Origin of the sequence: Pseudoduganella umbonata (assembly GCF_014192225.1) — a bacterium.
GTDB classification, from domain to species: domain Bacteria; phylum Pseudomonadota; class Gammaproteobacteria; order Burkholderiales; family Burkholderiaceae_D; genus Rugamonas; species Rugamonas umbonata.
On the sequence record NZ_JACHXS010000001.1, the window covers coordinates 542,839 to 566,482 of the forward strand.

Sequence of the window (23,644 nt, forward strand, 5' to 3'; positions counted from 1 at the left end):
TCAATTCCCCGCGGTGGCCGGTGCCGGCGCGGGTGCCTGGAGCGTGGCCGGGGCGGGTGCCTGGAACGTGGCCGGGGCGGGTGCATCCACGGGAACGCGCGTGGGCGCTGGCGCGCCGGCAGCCGGCGCCAGCTCGAGCAGCCGGCGCTGTACCGCCGCGCGGTCGAACGCGGCGGCGCCGTCGGCAGCCAGCGCCAGCGCGCGCTGGTAGTACTCGCGGGCCAGCCGGCCCTGGTTCAGGCGGTCCAGGCCCACGGCCAGGTTGAAGGCGTAGTCGGCATTGCCGGGCGCCGCGGACCAGGCATGGAAATATGCCTGCTGCGCTTCCTGCCAGCGGCGCTGGCGCGCATACAGGTTACCGAGCGCGAAGTGCACGGGCGCCGCATTCGGATTATCGCGCAGCACGCCTTTCAGCCGCACTTCGGCGCGATCGCCGTCGCCAGGGCGCAGCGCGGTCAGGCCGGCAATGGCGTCGGCGTCGCGCGGGTCGATCGCCAGCAGGCGCAGGTACAGCCTGGCGGCCTCGTCGTCGCGGCGCTCGCGCGCGGCGATGGCTGCGCTGCCGAGCAGTGCGTCGCGGTTGTTCGGATCGTTGCGCAGCGCGGTGCCGTACTGCCGGCTGGCGGCGGCCAGGTCGCCGGCGGCAAACGCGGCGTAGCCGGCCTGCACGGCGGGGCTGATCGCGGGTGTGGACGAGCCGCGCGCCACATGCACGTCGGCACGGCCGCCATCGGGCGCCGCGGACGGCGTGGCGGCGGCGGCGGGCGCTGCCGGCGGGCCGGTATCGATCGCGAACGGCACGGCCGGTGCTTCGGCGGCCGCCGCGGTGCGTTCCATCTGCCTGCTGCGGTCGGCCCGTTCCATCGCGTCGCGCAGCGCTTCACGGCGGATATCCGGGTCTTCGATCGCCACCAGCTGGGCGGCACTGGGGCCGGCCGGCGCGCGGGCGGCGCGCGGCGCCGGGCGCGCAAGCGGTGCCGGTTCGGCAACCGGCATTGCCGGGTCAGGCGACGGCGCGACGTCGTCCAGCGGCGGCGCCATGGCGGTAACGGGAGCCGGTGCGGACTGGCCCGGTGCGCCGGTGTCGGCGCCCTGGCCGGAAGGGCCGAGCGGGCCGAACGGCGGACCCGACGGCGCACCGGGCGGCGCGACGACGATGCCGCCATCGGTACCGGTGCCGGCTGCACCCGTGGCCCCGGTGGCGCTGGGCGGCGGCATCGGCACCATCGGCAGGCTGGCGCCCGGGCCCGGCCCGCTGACGGCCTGCCAGTACAGGTAGCCGAACGTGCCGGCCACGATCATCAGCACGCCGGCCAGCCCGGCGACACGGAGCCGGGGCAGGTCGATGCCCGACGCGGCGTCCGCCTGCGCCGGTGTGGTGCGCGGCACGGCGCGCCGCTCGGGCGCCCCGGGGCCGCGGCGCGTATCGGCCGCCGCGGCGGCCGGACGCGCCGCAGCGCGGGCATCGGCGACCGGGATCTCGCCGGCATCGGCGCGCGCCCGGCTGCCTTCATGGCGGGCCTGCGGCGGCACCGGGTTGTGCGTCGCTTCGAGGGCCGGTTCGATGGCCGGCGGCGGTGGTGGCCGGGGGCGATCGGCGGCGCGTGCCGGTTCAGCGGGGGATGGTTCGGCAAGCAATGGTTCGGCAAGCAACGGTTCGGCAAATGACGGTTCAGTGCGCGGCGGCGCGGCATCGAGCGGTTCCAGGCTCAACTCCAGCCCGCCACCGGAAGATGCCGGCGTGCGCCCGGCCGGCGTGGCAGAGGCATCGGCCGGGCGCGTGTCGCGCGGCAGGTGGCCATGCGCTGCTTCGGCGCCGGGCTGCGCGTCGCCGTCACGGCTGGCGAGCCCGTAGTCGATCCCGTTGTCGGTCCCATGGTCGGTCCTATCGTCGACGCCGTCGTCGAGCCCGTTATTGGACCCGCTATTGAGTCCGTTGCCCGGCAGGTCCTCTTCCTGCAGGCCGCTCTGGCGCGCCCGCTCGGCCTTTTTTAAGGCTTGCATCAGCAGGCTCATGGCGACCCCGCCGGCGCGGTCTGGCCCGCGGTAGGGCCATACGGATTCTTGTTCAGCGGCTCGCTGCCGGGCAGCAGATAGCGCAGGTCGCGGTAGTCGCCGTCCATGCTGGCGTCGTGCACCACCACGGCGCGCAGGAAGATCACCAGTTCGGTCTTCGAGACGTTGTCGTCGCGATAGGACAGCAGGTTGCCCAGCAGGGGCACGCGCGACAGCAGCGGCAGGCCGTTGCGCGAATTGTCCACCGAGTCCTGCATCAGGCCGCCCATCACGGCAGTCTGGCCGCTGTGCAGCCTCATCACCGATTCCAGCTCGCGGGCCTGGATCACCGGCACCGTGCTTTGCACGGCCAGGCGCTTCAGTTCAGGATTCGGGTCGAGCACCTCGCCAACCACGCGCGTGATGGTCGGGCGCACGTTCAGCGTCACCTCGCCGTCGGCGGAAATCTGCGGCGTCACGCTCATCACGAAGCCGACCGGCACGGTTTCCACGCGCGATTCATAGGTAGCCGGCGCCGACACGCCGCCCGAGGAGTTGGTGACGGCCGGCGTGACCTTCAGCGTGAAGAAGATGCTGTTGTCGACCACCTTCAGCAGCGCCGTCTGGTTGTTCAGCACGGAGAGCTTGGGGCTCGAGAGCACGTGCACCTTGCCATACGACTCCAGCAACTGGATCGCGGTCTTGATATTGCCGATTGCACTCATCGGGTTGAAATAGGTCAGGCTGAACATGCCGCCCTGGTTGACCTGCGCCCCGGTCAGCGGCCCGACCTCGAGGCTGGGGTTGCCCTGGCCGAAGACGGCGCCGCCGCTGGCGATGCGCTGCCAGTTGATGCCCTGCTGGTACTGGTCGGACAGGCGCACCTCGAGGATCGTGGCCTCGATCATCACCTGCCGCTTGGCGGCGGACTGCAGCGTATCGATGAACTCGCGCACCTTGTCGTGCTGGCGGCTGCTGGCGCGCACGGTGACGATGCCGCCTTCCGGATTGACGATGACGGAAGGGGCATTGCGCTGCGCGGCGCGGCCCTGCGCGGTGGCGGCCTGCACGCCGGGGTAGCTGGCGTCGGCCGGCTGGGTGGCGCCGCCGGCCGGCGAAAACGCCGGCTGGTAGGTGCCGGGTTGCCCGGTGCCGAACTGACCGCCCTGTGGCTGGCCGGGCTGGCCGGGCTGGCCCGGTTGCTGGCCCTGGGCGCCTGGCTGCCCGGTACCCTGGGTGGCCTGCTGGGCCTGCATGCCGGTCTGCTCGCGCAACTGCGCCAGCGGGTCCGTCAGCGGATCGTTCAGGTTGGTGGGCCGCAGCATGTCGCGGATATTCTTCTCCAGGTTGTACCAGAAATTGTTGTCGGCCCGGTTCGACACGGTGGTTGTCGAGTTGTTATTGCTCGGCGAAAGCGAGGTGCCGGCATTGGGGACCGTGCCGCCGCCGGTATTCGAACCCGTGTAGCTGGTGCCGGCGCCGCCGCCCCCGGTGGTGGAAATCTGCGTGGCGATGCTGACGCTGCTGTTGGTGGTGCGGGCGATATTGACGTAATCGATCCGGTAGTTGCGCCAGTGCGGTTCGTCGGGCAGGACCAGCAGCGTGCCGCCGTCGATCTCGTAGCGCATGTCCACCTGCCGGGAAATCCGGTCCAGCAATTGCTGCAGGGTCTGGTCGAGCGCGTTCAGCGTGACCACGCCGGTGATCGCCGGATGCACGTCCACGTTCATGCCGGCATCGCGCGCCAGCGCGAACAGCACCGATTCCACCGGTGCCCGGTGCACGGTGACGCTGAAGGTTTCCGCCCTGGCCGCGGCCTGCGGCGGCGGCAGCACGGCACTTTGCTGCACCGGGTCGGGAATTGCGCCGGCAGGGCGCGGCGCTTCGGTGACATGGGCCGGCGAGACGGGCAGCCTTGGCGCGGCGCAAGCGCCGAGCAGCGAACATAGCAGGGTGGCCGCGACTTTTTTCATTGTTATGTTTGCCGGTTAAAGTTTTCAGGGCCGATAATAATCTTATAAATCGAACGGATGTGCAAATGCAAGCACATCGCGCCGCATTCCACCGCATTACTTCCCATCGCATTACTTCCCATCGCATTACTTCCCATCACATTACTTCCCATCGCATTACATCCCATCGCATCCCATTGCGTCGCACCACATCGCATCGCATCGCGTGGCATTCGATTGCTTCATTACTGTCATGTCAGGGCGGCCATCGCCGCGACCACGGTCGCCACGGCCGCGATGACGGCCAGCGCCAGCACGGCGGCGCGGCGCCTGGGATGCAATAACGCGACCAATGACGCGACCACTGCCGCGACCACCGCCGGCACGGCCGTGCTTGCCCGTACGAAGCCGCATTCGCGTTCGGCCAGGCGCACGTGGCGGACCTGCACGGTGCTGGCGTCGTCCGCATAGGCGGCCAGCAGGGCCTTGTCCGCGAGGATGTTGATACGGCGGATGATACCGCGTGATGCGCGTGCGATGCGCCGTGTTGACGCGGCCGTAAACAGCGCACCGCCCGGGTGGCCGGCGGCGCGCAGTCTGAACGCGAGGAAAGTGCCGACCTGGTCCGGGGGCAGGGCGGGCACGAAGAAGCTGTGCGTGATGCGCTCGGCCAGCTGGCGCATGCGCGGCAGGGCCAGGTGCGCGTCCAGCTCCGGCTGGCCGAACAGCACGATCTGCAGCAGCTTGTGGCGCGACGTTTCCAGGTTCGTCAGCAGCCGCACCGCTTCCAGCGAGTCGAGCGGCATGGCCTGCGCTTCCTCGACCAGCAGCACCACCTGCCGGCCCGCCGCGTGCCGCGCGATCAGTTCGTCGTTCAGCTGGCGCAGCACCTGGTCGCCGCGCCGGCCGGACGCATCGAGCCCCAGTTCGGCGGCGATCGCGTACGGCACTTCGCCCGGGGCCAGCGTCGGGTTGACCAGCCACAGCACATCGACATGGGGCGGCAGGCGCCGCTCCAGCATCCGGCACAGCATCGTCTTGCCGCTGCCCACCTCGCCGGTGACCTTGACGATGCCTTCGCCCTGCGCCACCGCGTACAGCAGCGCCGCCAGCATGTCGCCGCGCGCATTGCCGCCGTAGAAAAAGGCCGGGTCGGGCGTGATCGAGAACGGCGCCTGCCGCAGGCCGAAATGGGTAAAGTACATCATGCAACCGCGTCCAGGAAGGCCGCTTCCAGGTCGGCGGCGCCGAAGTGGCCGATGCACGCGGCCGGCGTGCCGGCAAAGCGGATCCGGCCGCCATGCAGGATGGCGATGCGGTCGCACAGTTCGGCGATGTCGGCCAGCGCATGCGAGGTGAGCAGCACGGCGGCGCCGGCCGCGCGCCTGGCCTGCACGGCACGCTTGAACAGGGCGCGCGCCTGCGGGTCGAGCCCGCTGGCCGGTTCGTCCAGCACGTACAGGCGCTTGTCGAGCAGCAGCGTGGCGGCCAGGCCCAGTTTCTGGGTCATGCCTTTCGAGTAATGGCGCGCGGTGCGGTGCAGCGCGGCGGCATCGAGTTCCAGCGCGTCGAGCATCGCCGCGGTGGCCGCGGGGTCGGCACGCTGGCCATGCAGCGCCTGCACTTGCGCCAGGAACTCGCCGCCCGTCAGCCAGGCGGGCGGATTGAAGCGCTCGGGCAGATAGGCCAGCGGCTGCCGCGCGGCCGGCCGCGCGTGCGGCATGCCGAAAATCGCGATGGTGCCGCTGTCGAGCGCGCAAAAGTCCAGCAGGCAGCGCAGCAGCGTGGTCTTGCCGGCGCCGTTGATGCCTGCCAGGCCGAGGATTTCGCCCGGTGCCAGCGCCAGGTCGACGCCGGCCAGCACGGGCCGGCCGCCTTGCTGTCTGGCGACGTGTCGAAAGCACAAGGCGGGTTCGGGCATTCGATGGAATTGTGACATAGACGATTCGCCACTGTAGCAAAGAACCGACGCCATCCGCCAGTGGCACGGCAGGCTTTTCTAGCTTGCGGGCAATTTTTCGATCTACAATGCACCCTTAAGCTGATTAATCTCAATATGAGGGATGCGCGGACATGGCAAGGCCGGAAAAAGTAAGGCTCGGGGAAATTCTGGTGCAGCAAAAACTGCTGTCCGAGGAGCAGCTGGGCCTGGCGCTGGCCGAACAGAAGCGCAGCGGCCGCAAGCTGGGCCGCGTGTTCATCGACAGCGGCTATGTCACGGAAGAGCAGATCGCCGGCGCGCTGGCGCGCCAGCTGAACATCCCGTACATCAACCTCAAGTTCTACAACATCAACCCCGAGCTGGTGCGCCTGCTGCCGGAAACGCAGGCGCGGCGCTTCCGCGCGCTGGTGCTGGAGCAGCGCGATGCGGGCATGCTGGTGGGGATCTCGGACCCGACCGACCTGTTCGCCTACGACGAGATCGCCCGCATCGTCCGGCAGAACATCGAGCTGGCCGTCGTCAACGAAACCGAGGTGCTGGCCGCCATCGACCGCATCTACCGGCGCACCGAGGACATCACCGACCTGGCGCGCGAGCTGGAAGAGGAGATGGGCGACGTCTCGGTCGACTTCGGCGCGCTGGCTGCCAATCCGGGCCTGGAAGAAGCGCCGGTGGTGAAACTGCTGCAGTCGGTGTTCGACGATGCCGCCCAGGTGCGCGCCTCGGACATCCACATCGAGCCGCAGGAAGCCCGGCTGCACATCCGTTTCCGCATCGACGGCGTGCTGCACCTGCAGACCCAGGCCGACATCAAGATCGCGCCGGCGCTGGCGCTGCGCCTGAAGCTGATGTCGGAGCTCGACATCTCGGAAAAGCGCCTGCCGCAGGACGGCCGCTTCGCCGTGCGCGTAAAGAATACCCGCATCGACGTGCGTATCTCGACGATGCCGACCCAGTACGGCGAATCGATCGTGATGCGTCTGCTATCGCAGGGCAGCACGAACCTGCGGCTCGACGCGATCGGCATGCCGCGCCCGCTGATGGAAAAATTCCGCGCCATCGTGCAGCGGCCGAACGGCCTTGTGCTCGTGACGGGACCGACCGGTTCCGGCAAGACCACCACGCTGTACAGCGCGCTGGCCGAGCTGAACTCGGTGGAAAAAAAGCTGATCACCGTGGAAGACCCGGTCGAATACCGGCTGCCCGGCATCAACCAGGTGCAGGTCAACGAGAAGATCGAGCTGGACTTCGCCCGCGTGCTGCGCTCGGCGCTGCGGCAGGACCCGGACGTGGTGCTGGTGGGCGAGATGCGTGACCAGGAAACGGCGCAGATCGGCCTGCGCGCCGCCATGACGGGCCACCTTGTGCTGTCCACGCTGCACACCAACGATGCCGCCAGCACGCCGCTGCGCCTGATGGACATGGGCGTGCCGCGCTACATGGTGGCCAGTTCGCTGCAGGCGGTGCTGGCGCAGCGGCTGGTGCGCGTGATCTGCGAAAGCTGCACGGAACGGTACACGCCGACGCCGTCCGAGCGCGAGTGGCTGAGCCTGGAACTGAACGACAAGGTCGACATGGCCCGCTATTTCCACGGCAAGGGTTGCTCGCATTGCAACGGCATGGGCTACCGCGGCCGGACCGGCGTGTATGAACTGCTGGAAATGACGAATGCCGTCGTCGATGCCGCCAACGATCCGGATCCGGGGCATTTCCTGAAGGTGGCGGCGAAGGAGATGGCCGGGCAGACCTTGCGCCGCCATGGCGTGCAGCTGGTCGTGCAGGGCCGCACCACGATCGCCGAGGCGATGCGGATCAGTAACCAGCAAGAGGATTGATGCCTTATTTCGCGTACAAGGCGCGCGACACGCGCGGCGAGCTGATGCAGGGTGTGCTGGAGGCCGTCGATTCGGCGGCCGTAGCCGACCAGCTGATGGGCTCGGGCGCCACGCCGGTCGAGATCGCGCCCACGCGCGCCCCGGCCAAGGGCGGCGGACAGTCGGCGTGGGCACGGCTGACGGAAAAAAAGGTCACGCCGCTCGACGTGCAGCTGTTCTCGCGCCAGATGTACACGCTGCTGAAATCGGGCGTGCCGATCATGCGCGGCCTGGCCGGCCTGCAGGAATCGGCCACGTCGCCATCCTTCGCCAAGGTGATCCGGGACCTGCGCGAATCGCTCGACGCGGGCCGCGAACTGTCGGTGGCGATGCACCGCCATCCCGCGGTCTTCAACAATTTCTATTTGTCCATGGTCCGGGTCGGCGAAATGACCGGCAGGCTCGACGAGGTGATGCTGCGGCTGTTCGATCACCTGGAATTCGACCGCGACATGCGCGGGCGCGTGAAAAGCGCGCTGCGCTACCCGATGTTCGTCGTGATCGCGATGGTGATCGCCATGTTCATCGTCAACATGTTCGTGATTCCCCAGTTCGTGCAGGTGTTCCAGAGTTTCAAGGCCGAGCTGCCGCTGATGACGCGGATCCTGATCGGCACGTCGAACTTCACCAAGCAGTACTGGTACCTGATGTTCGGCGGCGCCGCGGTGGCGGCGCTGGTGTTGCGCGGCTGGGTGCGTACGCCGTCCGGCCTGTTGCGCTGGGACCGCTGGAAACTGAAGCTGCCGATCGCCGGCAAGATTGTCAACAAGGCCACGATGGCCCGCTTCGCACGCAGTTTTGCGCTGTCGTCGAAGAGCGGCGTGCCGATTGTGCAGGCGCTGACGGTGGTGTCGCAGACCGTCGACAACGCCTACCTGAGCCAGCGGGTCGAGCAGATGCGCGACAGTGTCGAGCGCGGCGAAAGCATCCTCCGTACCTCGGTCACGGCCGGCATTTTCACGCCGATCGTGCTGCAGATGATCGCGGTGGGCGAGGAATCCGGCTCGCTGGACGACCTGATGGACGAGATCGCCCTGATGTACGAGCGCGAGGTCGATTACGAACTGAAGACGCTGGCCGCGCAGATCGAGCCGATCCTGATCACCTTCCTCGGCGCGATGGTACTGGTCCTGGCGCTGGGCATCTTCCTGCCGATCTGGAACCTGGGCCAGGCAGCCCTGCACTGATGGGGGCCGTGCCACGCCGGGCGCGCGGGGCGACCCGTTTCGAGTTCGCCCTCTGCGCCATCCTGTTCAGCGTGCTGGCCGGCGTGCTGCTGTACTACGTGCTGCGCTACCGGGCCGAAGCCGAGCTGGCGGGCGTGCGCTACCAGGTAGCCAGCATCCGTACCACGCTGGCCGGCAAGATCATGGAAGCGGTGGTAGCCGGCGATATAGGCAGGCTGCAGGCACTGGCCGGCACGAACCCTGTCGCGCTGCTCGAACACCCACCGCCGGGCTACCGTGGTGAGGTGGATCAACTCGATGGTCAAGAGATTCCCCGCGGCAGCTGGGTTTTCGACAGAAAACAACGGAAGCTTGTATATTTGTTCAGCGGCAACAAAAATTTTTCCGGACGTCACTATGCATATTGGAGTTACCGTGTAGAATCACTTTGCTTGCCCACGAACAACGCCAAGCCGCCAGGAACGCCAGCAAAAATGCCCAAGCTGAGCGTTGCCCTTCATCAGGTAGACGGTTGAACAGAATGTAAAACGCATCCTCGTGTCGTTTCCGTCACAAACATTCTTAATTGTTACGTTGGAGATTCTCATGCAATTCAAACAAGCTTCGCTGTCGCAGGCATCCCGTGGTCAAGGCGGTTTCACCCTGATCGAACTGATCGTCGTCATCGTCATCCTCGGCATCCTGGCCGCGACCGCGCTGCCGAAGTTCGCCGACATGGGTGCGGATGCGCGCCGCGCCAAGATGCAGGGTGCCCGTGGCGCCGTCTCCAGCGCAGCAGCGATCACCCGTGCGCAGTGGCTGGTGACCGGTAACACCACCAGTACCACGGTCAAGCTGGATGGCGTCGACATCACGACGTCGAGCGGCGCGGCTGGCGGCTATCCGACCACCGACGGCATCCAGCTGGCCGCTGGCCTCAGCTCTGAGGATTACACGATGACGGCCGCTGCCGGCGTCCTGACGATTGCCGACAAAAAGGTTGAGGGCTGCGCCTTCACCTACACCGCCGCGAGCGGCACCGTCGGCGCGCCGCCGGCCCTGGCCAGCTGTCAGTAAGCGATCGGCGGATAATGGCATACTCGTCCTCGTGACGACCGCCAGCCTCCTTCGACCCCATTCCCGGCTGCCCCGACTTCGTGCGGGGCAGTTTGGTTTTACGCTGGTCGAACTGGTCCTGGTCATCGTGATCGTCGGGATTCTCGGCGCCGTCGCCGCGCCGCGCTTTTTCGAGCGGCGCACGTTCGACGTGGCCGGCTATTCCCAGCAGGTGACGTCGCTGATCCGCTACGCGCAGAAGCAGGCCATCGCGCAGAACCGCAATGTCTTCGTCCGCCTGGACGGCTTCGGCGTGGCGCTGTGCTACGACACGAACTGCGCCGTCAAGGTCGTGCCGCCGGCGCGCAGCAACAGCGGCAGCGCCGCCACGCTGGCGCGCTGCAGCAACCTGACCGGCTGGGCCTGCGAGGGCGTGCCGGACGGGCTGGCGATCAGCGCTGCGCCGATGTTCTTCTTCGATCCCGCCGGGCGGCCGTTCAATGCCTCCGACAATGCGGCGGCGATCACGTCCACTTTCGTGGGCCGGCTCGCGGTGCGCGTCAGCGGCGGCGGTATCAGCCTGGACACGCTGGTGGAACCCGAGACGGGATTTACCCGATGACGACGGCGCGAGCAATGCACCGCCAGCGTGGCCTGACGATAATTGAACTGGTCATGTTCATCGTTATCGTCGGCATTGCCGTGGTCGGCGTGCTGACCGTCATCAGCCAGAATACCCGCGGCAGCGCCGACCCGATCCGCCAGAAGCAGGCCATGGCGATCGCCGAAAGCCTGCTGGACGAGATCCGCGCCGCGCGTTTCACGTGGTGCGACATCACCGATCCGAACTTCCTGACGGCGGCCTCGGCTGCCGATTGCACGCTGGCGGAAGGCCCGGGCCAGGAAGCGGGCGGGGGCCTGCGGCCGTTCGACAATGTCAACGATTACGCGGGGCCGAACTGGGCGGCGCGGACCTATGCCAACGATGTCGTCGGCACCCAGTTCCCGGCCGGCTACACGGCCACCGTCACCATTACGCCGACCGCCATCGGCCCGGCGGCGGCCACAGTGCCCGCCGCGGCATCGCTGCGCATCCAGGTCACGGTGGCCTACGGCGGCGACGCGGTCACGCTGGAAAGCTATCGCATCCGTTACGCACCTAATAACTGATCATGACGAATCTTCGCAGACAGGGCAGGGAAGCCGGGTTCACGCTGGTCGAGGCGATCATCGTGATCGTCATTACCGGCATTATCGCCGGCATGGTGGCCCTGTTCATCCGCGTGCCGGTACAAAGCAATATCGACACCCGTTCGCGCGCCGAACTGGCCGACGCCGCCGATCTGGCGCTGCGCCGCATGAGCCGCGAGCTGCGGCTGGCGGTGCCGAACAGCGTGGCGGTCTACAGCAACAAGCTGGCGATCCAGTTCCTGCTGACCAAGACCGGGGCCCGCTACGTCAACGTGCTCGACGGCGCGCCCGCCACCTTGAAGCCGCTCGACTTCGTCGGCGGCAACAATACCTTCGACATGGTGGGGGCGGCGCCCACCGGCCGGCAAGCCATCGTTCCCGGCGACTATATCGTGATCGGCAACCTGGGCATTGCGCCAGCCAACGCTTATGACTACGGCAAGGGCGCCAACAATATTTCGCGGGTCAGCGCCGTCGCCGGCAGCCGCATCACCTTGCAGGCCAATAGTTTTTCCACGACCCAGTCACCCGCTTCGACCTTCCAGGTCGTGACCGGCAAGGTGACGTACGTCTGCACGCCGGGCGCCAACGGCGCCGGGACGCTGCAGCGCTTCTTCAACGCCACCGACCTGAGCGCGGGACTCGGTGCGCTGGGCAACGGCGCCCTCCTGAGCGACAAGATCGCCGGTTGCATCTTCGACAATACCGTGCTGCCGGGCCAGAACGGCGGTTCGCTGATGACGATGGTGCTGTCGCTGCAGCATGCCAACGGCGAGCGGGCGCAGCTGGTGCGCCAGACCCAACTCGATAATCCGCCCTCATGAACCGTACCGACCCGCATCGTGTTCTCGTGCGCCGCGCCGGTCCGGGCGCCGTGCGCCGCTTTGGCCGCAGCCGGGGCGTCAGCATCGTGACCGCGATCTTCCTGCTCGTGGTCTTGAGCGGCATCGGCGCGGCCATCGTCACTGTCGCTACCACGCAGCGGCAGGCCGCGGCCGCCGACCTGCTGGGCACCCGCGCCTACGAGGCGGCGCGCAGCGGCGTGGAATACGGGCTGTACCAGTTCCTGGCCAACAACGGCATTTGCGCCAGCGCGGATTTCGCGGGGCCTGGCGGCCTGGCGGGCATGACCGTGTCCGTGCGCTGCGTGCAGACCGCCACCGAGGGCGTACCGGCGCTCACGCAGACGCGCATTACGGCCACCGCCTGCAACGCCCCGGTCAACGGCGCCTGCCCGAACGGGGCACCCGGTGGCGACTACGTGCAGCGCGTGGTCGAGGTGGTCATCTGATGAAAGTGCTTCGCATGCTCCGTTTCCTCCCTGGCGCGCTGTGCGCGGCCATCCTGTCGCTGGCCGCCGCGCCGGCGCGGGCCGATACGCCGATCGCGCTGTTCAAGAGCTTCGCCGGCAACATCACGATGACGGGTACGCAGAAATCGCTGCGCACCAAGTCGAACAATGACGATCCGTGCGCCATCACGTCGTCGGTCAGCATGACCCTGGCGGGGGTGCCATCGCCCACCGCGGTGCTGGCCGCCTACCTGTACTGGGCCGGCTCCGGCACCAAGACCGACTATGCTGTCACGTTCGACGGCAAGGCGGTGTCCGCGCCGGCGACCCGGCGCTACGCGTCGAACACGGTCGGCTACAACTATTTCGGCGGCGCCGCCGACGTGACCGACCAGGTCAGGGCCAAGGGCAACGGCACTTACACGGCCAAGGACCTGGACATCGAAACGAACCTGTTCTGTTCCGTGTCCGGCGTGCTGGGCGGCTTCCAGCTGCTGGTGATCTACCGGGACAGCAAGGAACCGTTCCGCGTGCTGAACGTCTACGAAGGTTTCCAGTACATCCGCTATTCGTCGATCGAGCTGACGCTGGCGAACTTCCAGATTCCCAATCCGCCCGGCACCGGGCGGGTCGGCCACATCACGTGGGAGGGCGATACCACGCTGTCCGGCGGCGGCGAAACGCTGCGCTACAACGGCGTGCAGCAGACCGACACGCTCAACCCGTCCGGCAACCAGTTCAACTCGATCAGCAGCGTCAACGGCGACAAGAATTCCTACGGCATCGACTTCGACGTCTACACGGTCGGTTCGCCGACGATCGCCAGCGGCCAGAAGTCGGCGAAGACCATCTATACGTCGGGGCAGGACCTGGTGCTCCTCAATGCCGAGGTGATCGCCGCGCCGAACGTGCCGGCCACCGACCGCGGCGTGACGATGACGCTGAACGGTTCGCTGGTGCCGTCGGCGCCCGCCACGTACACGATCAGCGTCGTCAACAACGGGCCGATGGACGAGGGCGGCCCGCTGACGGTGACCGGCACGCTGCCGCCCTCGCTGATCTACGGCGGCGCCTCCGGGGCCGGCTGGACCTGCACCGCCCAGGGCCAGCTGCTGACCTGCACGTACAGCGGCGTGGTGAAGGCCGATGTCACGCTGCCGCCGATCACGCTGACGGCGACACCGGCCGCATCGGCCACCGGACTGATCTCGTTCGGCGTCACGGTGGGCGCCAGGCTCTTCGATTATTACGACGGCAACGACACGTCGACCGTCAGCGCCCGCGTCGGCAACCAGACCTTCGTTCCGCAGTTCATCTTCACCGACAAGCCATGCGTGCACAACAAGCCGTTCGGCGATCCGGACCAGCCGTGCAAGCCGCTGCAGCTGGAACACATGCCCGCCAACACGGACCTGAGCACCTACATTACCTATGTGGTGAAGAACGTGCCCACCGCGCTGGCCAGCGCGAATACCACGCTGCCGATGCGCTTCGCGATGAGCTGCCACGACCCCAGCACCAACGCCGGCGTGCGCGGCACCTACGCGCTGCGCAGCGCCACGGTCACGCTGCCGCTGTGCGCAGCCAATGGCGTGATCCCCGAACAGACCTCGGCTGCGTGGAGCACGGCCAATAACATCCTGTATCCCGGCGGTTCGCCTTCCAGCCAGGCCAGCACCGCCAAGAACCGGGACGATGACGACGATTTCCTGCTGCGCTACCAGGACGTCGGCCGCATCGAGCTGTTCGTCACCGACAACCAGGCGCGGCTGGGGGCCACGGGCGCCTTCGTGTCGCGCCCCGACAAGCTTCTGCTGCTGGCGCAGTCCAGCAACAAGGCCGGCGATCCGGCCAGCGCCACCGATCCGCGTTTCGTGCCGGCCGGCACGGCGTTCACGATGACGGTGCGGGCGCTGATGCGGGACCTGACGACGCCGGCGCCCAACTTCGGCCGTGAAACCGAAGCCGAGACGATCAAGCTGGTCGCCATTCCCGCGTCCACCGAGGACGGCTCGGCGATCAAGGCGATGGTGGCCGATCGCGATCCGAACAAGCAGTTCGCCCCGGTGAAGCTGCTCGGCGAGTTCGGCCCCTTCGTGAACGGCATTGCCACCGGCAATAACTTCGTGTTCGACGACCTGGGTGTGATCAAGGTCGACTCGATGATCGCGCCCACCAAGGCCGAGCTGGACGAAGACGAGACCCGTCTGGCGGGCTCGTACCTGGGTACCGGCAACGTGATCGGCAACTCGATCAACGTGGGCCGCTTCTACCCGGACCACTTCGATACGTTCGTGACGGGCCCGATGGAGTGCCCGGTCGTCGCGCAGTGTCCGAAGAACCCGACGACGACCACGGTGCCGTCGGTGGAAATCCCGACGATGGCCTACTCCGGCCAGCCGTTCCGGGTGGTCGTGAAGGCATTCAGCAGCCGGGGCACGCTGCTGAAGAACTACCGCGAAGACCTGGCGCACGATGTGCTGCTGAGCGCATGGAAGGCGCCCAATGGCAGCACCGGTCAAAACGCGCCGTTTTCCGGGCAGACCGGGTCGGTCCTCGGCGACCCGGGCATCCCGGCCGCCACCTTCGACGCCGGCACGGCGACCGTCACGCGTACGTACACCTTCCCCGGCGCGCTGGCCTATACGAGCAGCGCGCCGGCCGCCAACAACTGGCCGCAGCCCGTCTCGGTCTACCTGCGCGCCGCCGAAGTGATCAACTTCGACGATGTCACGTCGAAGCGCGCCGCTGCAGTCGAGGGCGGCGTGCAGGTGGCCGCCGGCCGCTGGTGGGTGCCGAACCAGCAGGGTTCGGCGAACCTGGCCATGAATGTCGAGGTCAAGCCGCAGTTCTTCGGCAAGCTCAACGGCCTCGAAGCCTGGTATGACGCGGTGACCGATTCCGCGACCACGTATGTGCCGCAGACGGAGGTGAAGTTTTCCACTTGCACGAAGCTGGCCGGGGCCAGCAGCTGCCGGCTGGCCTTGAGTGTCGACAAGACTTCCGCCGGCACCGTCACCAATGGCGTTGGCATGGTGAAACTTGCGGCGCCGGGCGCTGGCAGCAGCGGTTCGGTGTACATGTGGATGAGTGGCCCGGCATGGCTGCCGAGCGTGCGTGGCGTGCTGACCTATGGCACAGTGCACACCAGCCCTTACCGCTACCTGCGCGAGATTTACTAGTGCGGGCGGCCGGAGGGCGGCGCCGTGAAAAAAATACGGCAAAGTAGCTTTTTGCTACCGGAAGTCGCAGGAAACTTGAATATAATCAAGACTCTGCATGGTTTTCTGCAAGCATCACTCGATATTGGAACAGGCGCATGGCTTTCTGGCACAAGGCGAAGAAGAAGGAAGGCTGGCTGGCTGTAAGAGCCGGGGCAGCCGGCGTGACGGCGGCGGTCGTGCGCCGCGCGGCGGCCACAAAAGACCCCGCAGCAGCGGACTCCAGGCCGGCCGTGCTGGCGGCTGCCCATCATCCTGGCGCGCGCGCCGAGGCGGCAGCCCTGCTGGCCCGGGTCGGCCGGGAACTCGATGCCGGCGGCCACCGGTGCTCGAGTGTGCTGGTGCCGGGCGAATACCAGCTGCTGGCGCTGGAAGCGCCGAACGTGCCGGCCGCGGAACTGAAGACAGCCGTAGGCTGGCGGCTGAAGGACATGATCGACTTCCCCGTGCCCGAGGCCACGATTGACGTGCTCGACATCCCGGTCGCCCCGAACGGCCCGGCCCATAACCATCAGGTCTTCGCGGTGGCGGCGCGCAACGGCATCATCGAGGCACTGCAGAACCTGTACACGGAAGTCAAGATCGACCTGGCAGCGATCGACATTCCCGAGACCGCCCAGCGCAACATTTCCGCGCTGCTCGAACCGGAGGGGCGCGGGCTGGCCATGCTGGCGTTCGACGACCACGGCGGGCTGCTGACGGTGACCTTCCGCGGCGAGCTGTACCTGGCGCGCCGGATGGACATGACGCTGGCCCAGGTCGAAGGACCGCATGAGGCCCGGCAAAACCTGTACGACCGCATCGCCCTGGAACTGCAGCGTTCGCTGGACAATTTCGAGCGGCAGTTCCAGTATGTCGCCGTGTCGAAACTGGTCCTGGCTCCGACCGGCAGCGCCGGCCTGCATGACTACCTGGCAGCCAACCTGTACCTGCCGGTCGACCTGCTCGACCTCGACGCCGTATTCGATCTCGACAAGGTTCCTGAACTGCGCGATGCAGCGCGGCAGGCCCGCTTTTTCACAGTGCTGGGCGGCGGGCTGCGCGACGAGGACGCGGTGGCATGAGCCAGCAGATCAACCTGTTCAATCCGCGCTTCCGCAAGGAGAAGCGCTACCTCACGGCGCCCGCGCTGGCGATCGTGGTCGGCGTCGCGCTCGCCGGCTCGGTGGCGGCGGCGGTTGCCGCGCATGGCCGCGTGAGCGCGCTGGAAGACGAAGCGAGAAGCTTGAAGGAGCAGCTGGCGGAAGCGGAAAGCCGCAAGGCAAGCGTGCTGGCCGGACTGGTACCGCGGCCGAAGGATGCCGCGGTGGAAAGCGAGTTCGTGCGCGCCGGCGTGGAACAGCGCGCGCTGCGCGGCGTGACCGACATCCTGGAACAGAACCGGGTCGGCGATCCGCGCGGTTACTCGGCATATTTCCAGGCGCTGGCGCGCAGCCGCGTCAGCGGCCTGTGGCTGACGGGCGTGGAGGTCAGCGGCCCGAACGCCGACATCGGCCTGCGCGGGCGCGCCTTGCGCGCCGAACTGCTGCCGGGCTACCTCAATGGCCTGGCGCGCGAGCCGGCGCTGCGCGGCAAGACGTTCGAACACGTCGAGATCGCACGCCCGGGGCAGGCGGAAGTCCGGCCCGGCCTGCCGGTGCGGCCCGCGCCCGCCGCGGCTGGCAGCCCGGCCGGTGCGGACGACACGCCCGGGACCGCGCCAGCACCGACGCCGCCGCCATATATCGAATTTACGCTTCAGGCGCGTGCCGGGGAGATGCAATGAAGGCGCTATGGCTGCAATGGGCGGCACGCATCGATGCACTGGCGCCGCGCGAGCGGGCAATGGCCTGCGTCGCCGCGGTGGCGGTGGTGATCTTCATCGCGTACATGGGTTTCATCGAGCCGTCCGGCGCGCGTGAGCGGACGTTGCGCGCCGCGATCCAGCAGCAGAAGGCCCAGCTGGCCGGCATCGACGTGGAAATCGCCCAGAAGCAGGCTGCCGCCCAGGCCGATCCGGACGCCGACCTGCGCAAGCGGCTGGCCGCGGTGCAAAGCGAAAACGGGCAGCTTCGTGCCAGCCTGCGCACTACGCAAACGGCCCTGGTGGCACCGGAACGGATGAGTGTCCTGCTGCAGCAGATGGTGCAGCAGAACGGCAAGCTGAAGCTGCTGTCGCTGCGCACGCTGGCGCCAGCCGGCACGACGGACGGAAATTTCGGTACGGATTCCGAAGGCGCGGCGGGCGCCCCGGCGGCGCCGGCTTTGCCGCGCACCGCGCTGTCGACCACGCCGCCCGGTGCGCCGGTCGTCGATGCAATCGCCAGTGAACTGGGCATAGGCAAGCCGGACAAGCCGCTGCTATACCGCCATGGCGTGCGCATCGTGCTGCAGGGCGCCTATGGCGACATGGTGGCATACATGGCTGCGCTGGAGCGGCTCCCGTCCCGGCTGTACTGGGACAAGGCGACGCTGGACGCCACCGAACATGACAAGGCGACACTGACCTTGACCTTATTTACACTGAGCCTGGACCAACAATGGATCGCCCTGTGATGAAGTGTTTCCCGACGCGCAGCATGCGACGGACGCTGGCCGCAGCCGGCGCCCTGGCTTTCGCCGTGGCGCTGGCGGGCGGGGCATGCGCGCAGAGCGCCGATCCGACCCTGCCGCCCCCGGGCCTGGACACGCTGGCCGCCGGTGCCGACGCGCCGCCGCCGGTGCCGGCGGGACCGGAGCTGCAGTCGATCCTCGTTTCAAACGAACCAGGCGGGCGCCGTATTGCCGTGATTAGTGGCGAAATGGTATGGCAGGGCAGCCGCTTCCAGGGTGCGGTGGTGGAAAAGGTGGGCAATGACCGCGTAGTGCTGCGCCGCGGCAAGGTACGTGAAACGCTGCGGCTCAATGAGCAGCCTGCACAAGCGGCGGGGACACCGGCCCCGTCCGCACGACAAGAATGACGACAATGAATCGAATCATGCGAATCAAGCACACGAAGCTCACCCTGGCAACGCTTGCCTGCGTGGCGCTGCTGGGCGCCGGCTGCGACAGCGCCGGCCGCCGCGACACCTACGACACGATCAGCGGCGAGATGCGCAATGCCGCGGCGAAGGCGGCGCAGGGGCAGCACAAGGCGCCCGACGCGGTCGAGGCGGCACTGCTTCCGCCTGCGCCCGTGCTGGCGGCCACGCTGCCCAAGGCGCGCGCCGTGCTCGACGAGCGGTTCAACGTGGCGCTGAACAATGTGCCGGCCCAGCAGTTTTTTGTTTCGATCGCCACCGGTACCCGTTACAACATGCTGGTGTCGCCTGAGGTAACGGGCACGCTGTCCGCCAACCTCAAGGATGTGACGATCTTCGAGGCGCTGGACGCGGTGCGCGAACTGTACGGCTACGACTACAAGGTGGAAGGTAATCGGATTTACATCCGGCCGCTGACGATGCAAACCCGCATGTTCAAGGTGAATTACCTGACGGGCAGCCGGCGCGGCATTTCGAACGTGCGCGTGTCGTCGACGTCGATCAATACCGTGGGTACCAACGGCCAGGGCCAGGCCGGACAGGGCGGCCAGGCCAATGCGACGCCGAATCCGTCGCAGACGCAGAACGGCGTGCCGAACGGCGGCCAGTCCGTGCAGGACGACGCGAGCAACGTCAAGATGACGTCCGAGACCGATTTCTGGGGCGACCTGAGGGCCGCGCTGGAAGCGATCGTCGGCAGCGGCGACGATGGCCGCAACGTGATCATCACGCCGCAGTCAGGCGTGGTGCTGGTGCGCGCACTGCCGCCGCAGCTGCGCGCCGTGGACGATTACCTGAAGGCGACCCGGCTGGCCGTGGAACGCCAGGTGATCCTGGAAGCGAAGATCCTCGAAGTGCAGCTGAACAGCGGCTTCCAGACGGGCGTCAACTGGGCGGCCTTCCGCCAGGGCGGCAACAGCGCCGGCGGCATCGGCCTGATCTCGCCAGGTACCAGCCTGGTGCGCCGCACCGCGAGCGGCGCGGTTGGCCAGAGCACCGGCGACGGCTTCAGTTCCACGCCGGGCGCCTCGCTGAGCAATGCCGCCGATGCGCTGGGCACGATGTTCGGCCTGGCGATCCAGACGAGCAATTTCTCGGCCATGCTGTCGTTTCTGGAATCGCAGGGGACGGTGCACGTGCTGTCCAGTCCCCGTATCGCCACGTTGAACAACCAGAAGGCCGTGCTGAAGATCGGTACCGACGAGTTCTACGTGACCGGCATCAGCACGACGACCAACTCGACCGTGGGCGGCAACACCGTGACGCCGAACGTGGTGGTTCAGCCGTTCTTTTCCGGCGTGCTGCTGGACGTGACGCCGCAGATCGACGACGATGGCCACATCATGCTGCACGTGCACCCGTCAGTCAGCTCCGTCACCACCATCAACAAGACGGTGAGCCTGGGCAGCGCCGGCTCGCTGAACCTGCCGCTGGCGGCATCGTCCACGTCCGAGATGGACAGCATGGTGCGCGGGCGCAACGGCGAAATCGTCGCCATTGGCGGGCTGATGCGCCAGGCCACGTCCAGCGACCAGTCGCAACTGCCCGGCGTGGGCAGCGTGCCGGTGCTGGGCTCGCTGTTCCGCAACAAGGACAGCGTCAGCCAGAAGCGTGAACTGGTGGTGCTGATCAAGCCGACCATCGTCGACGACGCCGGCAGCATGACCGATGAACTGAAGGACACGATGCGCCGCATCGAGCGGCTCGATCCGCAACGGGGGCGGTAATGTACGAAGCCCACTTCGGCCTCGCCGAGCTGCCGTTTTCGATCACGCCGGATACCAGCTTCTTTTTCGGCAGCCCCCACTCGCAGGAAGGCTTGAACACCTTGCTGGTGGCGGCGCGCAGCGGCGAAGGATTCATCAAGATCACCGGTGAAGTGGGCACCGGCAAGACCCTGTTGTGCCGCAAGTTCATGGCCACGCTGGGCGAGGAATTCCACACGGCGTATGTGCCCAATCCCTACCTGGAGCCGCGCGCGCTGATGATGGCGCTGGCCGACGAGCTGGAAATCGCGCTGCCGCGCGACGTCGACCAGCACCAGCTAGTGAAGTCGCTGACATTCCGGCTGCTGGAACTGGCCGCGCGCGGCAAGCATGTGGTGCTGTGCCTGGACGAGGCGCAGGCGCTGCCGCTGGAAAGCCTGGAAGCGCTGCGGCTGCTGACCAATCTCGAAACGGAAAAACGCAAGCTGCTGCAGATCGTGCTGTTCGGCCAGCCGGAACTGAATGCGCACCTGGCCAGCCCCAAGATACGGCAACTGGCGCAGCGCATCACGTTTCACTATCACCTGGGCGCGCTGCGGCGCGACGACCTGGATTACTACCTGGCGCACCGGCTGCGCGTCGCCGGCTTCACGGGCGCGCGGCTGTTCAGCGCGGCGGCGGTGCGGCGCCTGTACCGTGCCACCGGCGGCATTCCGCGGCTGGTCAACATCGTCGCGCACAAGGCGCTGATGCTGGCCTATGGCGAAGGCCGCCACCTGGTGGAAAAGCGCCATGTGGCGCTGGCCGCCGGCGACACGATCGGCACCCGGCCCGCGCGGAAGATGCGCTGGGCGTGGCTGGCGAGCGCGGCCGCGCTGGCCGCCGCGGGCGGCATTACGCTGGCATTGACCCGATGAGCCCTGACTACATGAGCCTGACGGATGAGCTTAATTAACAAGATGCTGCAGGACCTCGATGCGCGCGGTGGCACGGCACGGCCGGCTGCCAGCGGCGACGTGCGCCCGGTCGCCGCCGGGCGCACGTCGCGCGCCGCGATCGCCGTCGGCGCCGGGGTCGGCGTGCTGATCGCGGCTGCCGGCGCGGGCGGCTGGTACTGGCTGAACCGGGAACCGGCCGCGCCCGCGCCCGTGGTAGCTGCCGTGCCCGCCATGGCGGCCCCTGCGCCCGCCGTCCCCGCGCCCGTGGTGCTGGCGCCTGCTGTGCCGACGGCGCCGGCGGAGCCGGTCGCCGCGCTGGCTGCTCCGGTGCCGGAACCGGCTCCACCCGGGGCGCCGCGGCCCCAGCCGGTGCCAGCGCCGGTAGCGGAAGCATCGCCCCCGCCGCGTGCGGACAGTGCCGCGATTGCCGCCGCGCCGCGGACGACACAAAAGGAACGCCTGGCGCGTCTGGCGAGCGGAGAACGCGATCGCATCGCCGCAGCCGCATCGTCGGCGCCGGTACGCGCCGCCGGCTCCCAGGCCGGGCAGGGCATCACGCTCACCGCCGGCCAGCAGGGCGAAAATGCCTACCGCCGTGCGCTGGCCGCGCTGCAGGACGGTCGCGTGACCGAGGGCGTGGCGGCGCTGGAGCAGGCCGTGCAGGCCTGGCCGCGCCATGAAGCGGCACGCCAGACGCTGGTGGGCCTGCTGATCGAGAACGGCCGCGCCGACGAGGCGATGCGCCATGCGCAGCTGGGCCTGGGCCTGGACGCCAACCAGCCGCAACTGGCAATGGTGCTGGCGCGGCTGCAGCTGGAACGGGGCGGCCCGGCGGACCAGACGCTGCTGCGCACGCTGCCGCACGCCGCCGGCAATGCCGATTACCTCGCTTTCCTGGCCGGCGTGCTGCAAAGGCAGGGCCGGCACCGCGAGGCCGCGCAGCAGTACGAAGCGGCGCTGCGTCTGCGGCCAAATAACGGCGTGTGGTGGATGGGGCTGGGCATCTCTCAGCAGGCCGAAAACCAGCGCACCAATGCGCGCGAGGCGTTCCAGAAAGCCCGGGAGGCCGGGCTGTCGCCGGAACTGCAGGCATTCGTCGAGCGGCGGCTGGGGCAGCTGAACTAGGGCAACACCAACAATTCGGGACGGACCGGAACGCCGGACCGCCTGTTTTTTCAGGCAACGTCCGATGCGGACGAAGGCAGCAGCGTCCTGGTGTCGGACACCGGCATCGGTGTCGGACACTGGTTTGTCGCGTCATGTCGTGGAAATGCTACCGAAAACCGGTGTCCGACACCCAAGGGTGTCCGACACCAGCAGCTCCAAAAAATGGGGACGGACCCTGTTTTTGAAGAAATTTCCTCAAAAACAGGGTCCGTCCCTATTTATTCGTTCCTGTTTATTCGCCCCAATTTTTGCCTACAGGCTAGCCAGCGGGCCCCACACCTGTTTCATCGACACGGGCAGTTCGCTGTCGTCGTCGCCCAGCGCGGCGGCGATCGCGCAGCCTTCCTCGCCCACGCGGCGCGGCAGTGGCACCGTGAACGTCCGTCCGGCCGTGTCGCGCAGGCAGAAGACGACGGGGATGCCGCCGTCGCGATGCGCGACGATGCCCCATTCGCCACTGGCCAGCCGCACCACAGCGCCGGGCGGATAGGCGCCGATTTCTTCGCGGAACGCGGCCGACAGTTCGGGGTCCGGCGACCCTTCGATGACCCGTGCCAGCGCGTCGTCGGGCAGCAGTGCGCGGCGGTAGTTGCGCGGCGAAATGCCGGCGCAGTAGCGGTCGGCCATGCGCAGCAGGTGAGAAGCGGTGCCCAGGTCCGCGGTGGCTTCCGCCGCCGGTGCGTGGTCGAGCAGCAGGCAGGCGAACCAGTCCGGTTCGGCGCCCCCTGTGCAGCGCAACGCCGCTTCCACGGGCGGCGCACCGTCGTCGGCCCCGTGGCGTCCGGTCGCATGCAATGCCAGCGCGGCGGACACCAGCGATAGCAGGTACGCCGGCCGCATGTGCAGGCGGCGGCCGACCAGCGCGGCGACGACGGCCGTTTCGATGCTGTGCCGCATGGCATAGCTGCCGGCGACCTGGTTGCGCAGCACGCAGGCCAGCGCCACGTCGGCGGACAGATCGAGCGCATGCAGCAGATCGCGTGCCGTGGCGCGCAGGTCGGCCGGATCGCCGTGCGCAGGCGTGTGCCCGATCTGTTCGAGCCGCCGCTGCACCGCGTTCAGCGCGCGCAGCACCGATGGCGGCGTGGCGGGGCGGCTGGCGGCGTCCGCATCTTGCAGGTCGTGCAGGTGGGGTTGCGGCTGCAT

22 protein-coding genes are annotated in these 23,644 nt (G+C 67.8%); 16 read left to right on the forward strand and 6 right to left on the reverse strand.

Features of this window, described 5'->3' with window-relative positions:
• From FHS02_RS02195 to FHS02_RS02215, 5 genes are read right to left on the reverse strand one after another with little or no spacing between them, the layout of a single operon-like run.
• A complete protein-coding gene (locus tag FHS02_RS02195) occupies nucleotides 1-2,004 on the reverse strand; it encodes a tetratricopeptide repeat protein (RefSeq protein WP_137312598.1) in 2,004 nt (667 codons plus the stop codon).
• An 8-nt stretch (nucleotides 2,005-2,012) separates the two neighbouring features.
• Complete coding sequence (gene mshL / locus FHS02_RS02200; protein WP_137312599.1) at nucleotides 2,013-3,968, reverse strand: pilus (MSHA type) biogenesis protein MshL; 1,956 nt, start codon at nucleotides 3,966-3,968, stop codon at nucleotides 2,013-2,015.
• A gap of 2 nt (nucleotides 3,969-3,970) precedes the next feature.
• Nucleotides 3,971-4,180: a hypothetical protein gene (locus tag FHS02_RS02205; protein WP_137312600.1), complete on the reverse strand. Its 210-nt coding sequence runs from the start codon at nucleotides 4,178-4,180 to the stop codon at nucleotides 3,971-3,973.
• 18 nt (nucleotides 4,181-4,198) lie between these two features.
• Nucleotides 4,199-5,155, reverse strand: a complete 957-nt coding sequence (locus tag FHS02_RS02210) for an ExeA family protein (protein WP_229422516.1) — start codon at nucleotides 5,153-5,155, stop codon at nucleotides 4,199-4,201.
• Nucleotides 5,152-5,811 carry an ABC transporter ATP-binding protein gene (locus FHS02_RS02215; RefSeq protein WP_229422517.1) on the reverse strand — a complete coding sequence of 220 codons (660 nt, stop codon included), beginning with the start codon at nucleotides 5,809-5,811 and terminating at the stop codon, nucleotides 5,152-5,154. Before FHS02_RS02215 ends, FHS02_RS02210 begins: the two co-directional genes overlap by 4 nt.
• A 209-nt stretch (nucleotides 5,812-6,020) precedes the next feature.
• On the opposite strand from FHS02_RS02215, the gene FHS02_RS02220 reads away from it, so the two are divergent.
• From FHS02_RS02220 to FHS02_RS02295, 16 genes are all read left to right on the forward strand, one after another.
• The gene (locus FHS02_RS02220; protein WP_137312602.1) at nucleotides 6,021-7,724 is read left to right on the forward strand and encodes a GspE/PulE family protein; all 1,704 of its coding nucleotides are present in this window, start codon (nucleotides 6,021-6,023) and stop codon (nucleotides 7,722-7,724) included.
• A complete protein-coding gene (locus tag FHS02_RS02225; protein WP_137312603.1) occupies nucleotides 7,724-8,950 on the forward strand; it encodes a type II secretion system F family protein in 1,227 nt (408 codons plus the stop codon). The genes FHS02_RS02220 and FHS02_RS02225 overlap by 1 nt, the downstream gene beginning before the upstream one ends.
• Nucleotides 8,950-9,465 (forward strand): hypothetical protein, encoded by a 516-nt coding sequence (locus FHS02_RS02230; protein ID WP_137312604.1) that lies wholly within the window; start codon nucleotides 8,950-8,952, stop codon nucleotides 9,463-9,465. The genes FHS02_RS02225 and FHS02_RS02230 overlap by 1 nt, the downstream gene beginning before the upstream one ends.
• Nucleotides 9,466-9,535: 70 nt before the next feature.
• On the forward strand, nucleotides 9,536-10,006 hold the full coding sequence (locus tag FHS02_RS31910; protein ID WP_137312605.1) for a type II secretion system protein: 471 nt from the start codon (nucleotides 9,536-9,538) through the stop codon (nucleotides 10,004-10,006).
• Between the two features lie 31 nt (nucleotides 10,007-10,037).
• A complete protein-coding gene (locus FHS02_RS02240) occupies nucleotides 10,038-10,607 on the forward strand; it encodes a pilus assembly FimT family protein (protein WP_217496898.1) in 570 nt (189 codons plus the stop codon).
• Between the two features lie 53 nt (nucleotides 10,608-10,660).
• The gene (locus tag FHS02_RS02245; RefSeq protein WP_229422518.1) at nucleotides 10,661-11,155 is read left to right on the forward strand and encodes a hypothetical protein; all 495 of its coding nucleotides are present in this window, start codon (nucleotides 10,661-10,663) and stop codon (nucleotides 11,153-11,155) included.
• A 2-nt stretch (nucleotides 11,156-11,157) separates the two neighbouring features.
• Nucleotides 11,158-12,000, forward strand: coding sequence for a prepilin-type N-terminal cleavage/methylation domain-containing protein (locus FHS02_RS02250; RefSeq protein WP_137312607.1), 843 nt, complete (start codon nucleotides 11,158-11,160; stop codon nucleotides 11,998-12,000).
• On the forward strand, nucleotides 11,997-12,467 hold the full coding sequence (locus FHS02_RS02255; protein WP_221403760.1) for an agglutinin biogenesis protein MshP: 471 nt from the start codon (nucleotides 11,997-11,999) through the stop codon (nucleotides 12,465-12,467). The genes FHS02_RS02250 and FHS02_RS02255 overlap by 4 nt, the downstream gene beginning before the upstream one ends.
• Nucleotides 12,468-12,481: 14 nt before the next feature.
• Nucleotides 12,482-15,649, forward strand: a complete 3,168-nt coding sequence (locus tag FHS02_RS02260) for a DUF11 domain-containing protein (RefSeq protein ID WP_229422519.1) — start codon at nucleotides 12,482-12,484, stop codon at nucleotides 15,647-15,649.
• Between the two features lie 137 nt (nucleotides 15,650-15,786).
• Nucleotides 15,787-16,752 (forward strand): type IV pilus biogenesis protein PilM, encoded by a 966-nt coding sequence (gene pilM / locus FHS02_RS02265; RefSeq protein ID WP_137312609.1) that lies wholly within the window; start codon nucleotides 15,787-15,789, stop codon nucleotides 16,750-16,752.
• Nucleotides 16,749-17,453, forward strand: a complete 705-nt coding sequence (locus tag FHS02_RS02270) for a PilN family protein (RefSeq protein WP_137312610.1) — start codon at nucleotides 16,749-16,751, stop codon at nucleotides 17,451-17,453. Before pilM ends, FHS02_RS02270 begins: the two co-directional genes overlap by 4 nt.
• The gene (locus tag FHS02_RS02275; RefSeq protein WP_137312611.1) at nucleotides 17,450-18,223 is read left to right on the forward strand and encodes a type II secretion system protein M; all 774 of its coding nucleotides are present in this window, start codon (nucleotides 17,450-17,452) and stop codon (nucleotides 18,221-18,223) included. The genes FHS02_RS02270 and FHS02_RS02275 overlap by 4 nt, the downstream gene beginning before the upstream one ends.
• Nucleotides 18,224-18,246: 23 nt before the next feature.
• Nucleotides 18,247-18,627 carry an MSHA biogenesis protein MshK gene (locus FHS02_RS02280; RefSeq protein WP_137312612.1) on the forward strand — a complete coding sequence of 127 codons (381 nt, stop codon included), beginning with the start codon at nucleotides 18,247-18,249 and terminating at the stop codon, nucleotides 18,625-18,627.
• A gap of 17 nt (nucleotides 18,628-18,644) precedes the next feature.
• Nucleotides 18,645-20,414, forward strand: coding sequence for a pilus (MSHA type) biogenesis protein MshL (gene mshL / locus FHS02_RS02285; RefSeq protein ID WP_229422520.1), 1,770 nt, complete (start codon nucleotides 18,645-18,647; stop codon nucleotides 20,412-20,414).
• Nucleotides 20,414-21,310, forward strand: coding sequence for an ExeA family protein (locus tag FHS02_RS02290; protein WP_137312614.1), 897 nt, complete (start codon nucleotides 20,414-20,416; stop codon nucleotides 21,308-21,310). Before mshL (FHS02_RS02285) ends, FHS02_RS02290 begins: the two co-directional genes overlap by 1 nt.
• Before the next feature lie 24 nt (nucleotides 21,311-21,334).
• A complete protein-coding gene (locus tag FHS02_RS02295) occupies nucleotides 21,335-22,456 on the forward strand; it encodes a tetratricopeptide repeat protein (RefSeq protein ID WP_137312615.1) in 1,122 nt (373 codons plus the stop codon).
• Nucleotides 22,457-22,750: 294 nt separating this feature from the next.
• On the opposite strand, the gene FHS02_RS02300 is transcribed toward FHS02_RS02295, so the two are convergent.
• Entirely contained in the window at nucleotides 22,751-23,644 is an 894-nt protein-coding gene (locus FHS02_RS02300; protein ID WP_137312616.1) for an HD-GYP domain-containing protein, read from the reverse strand.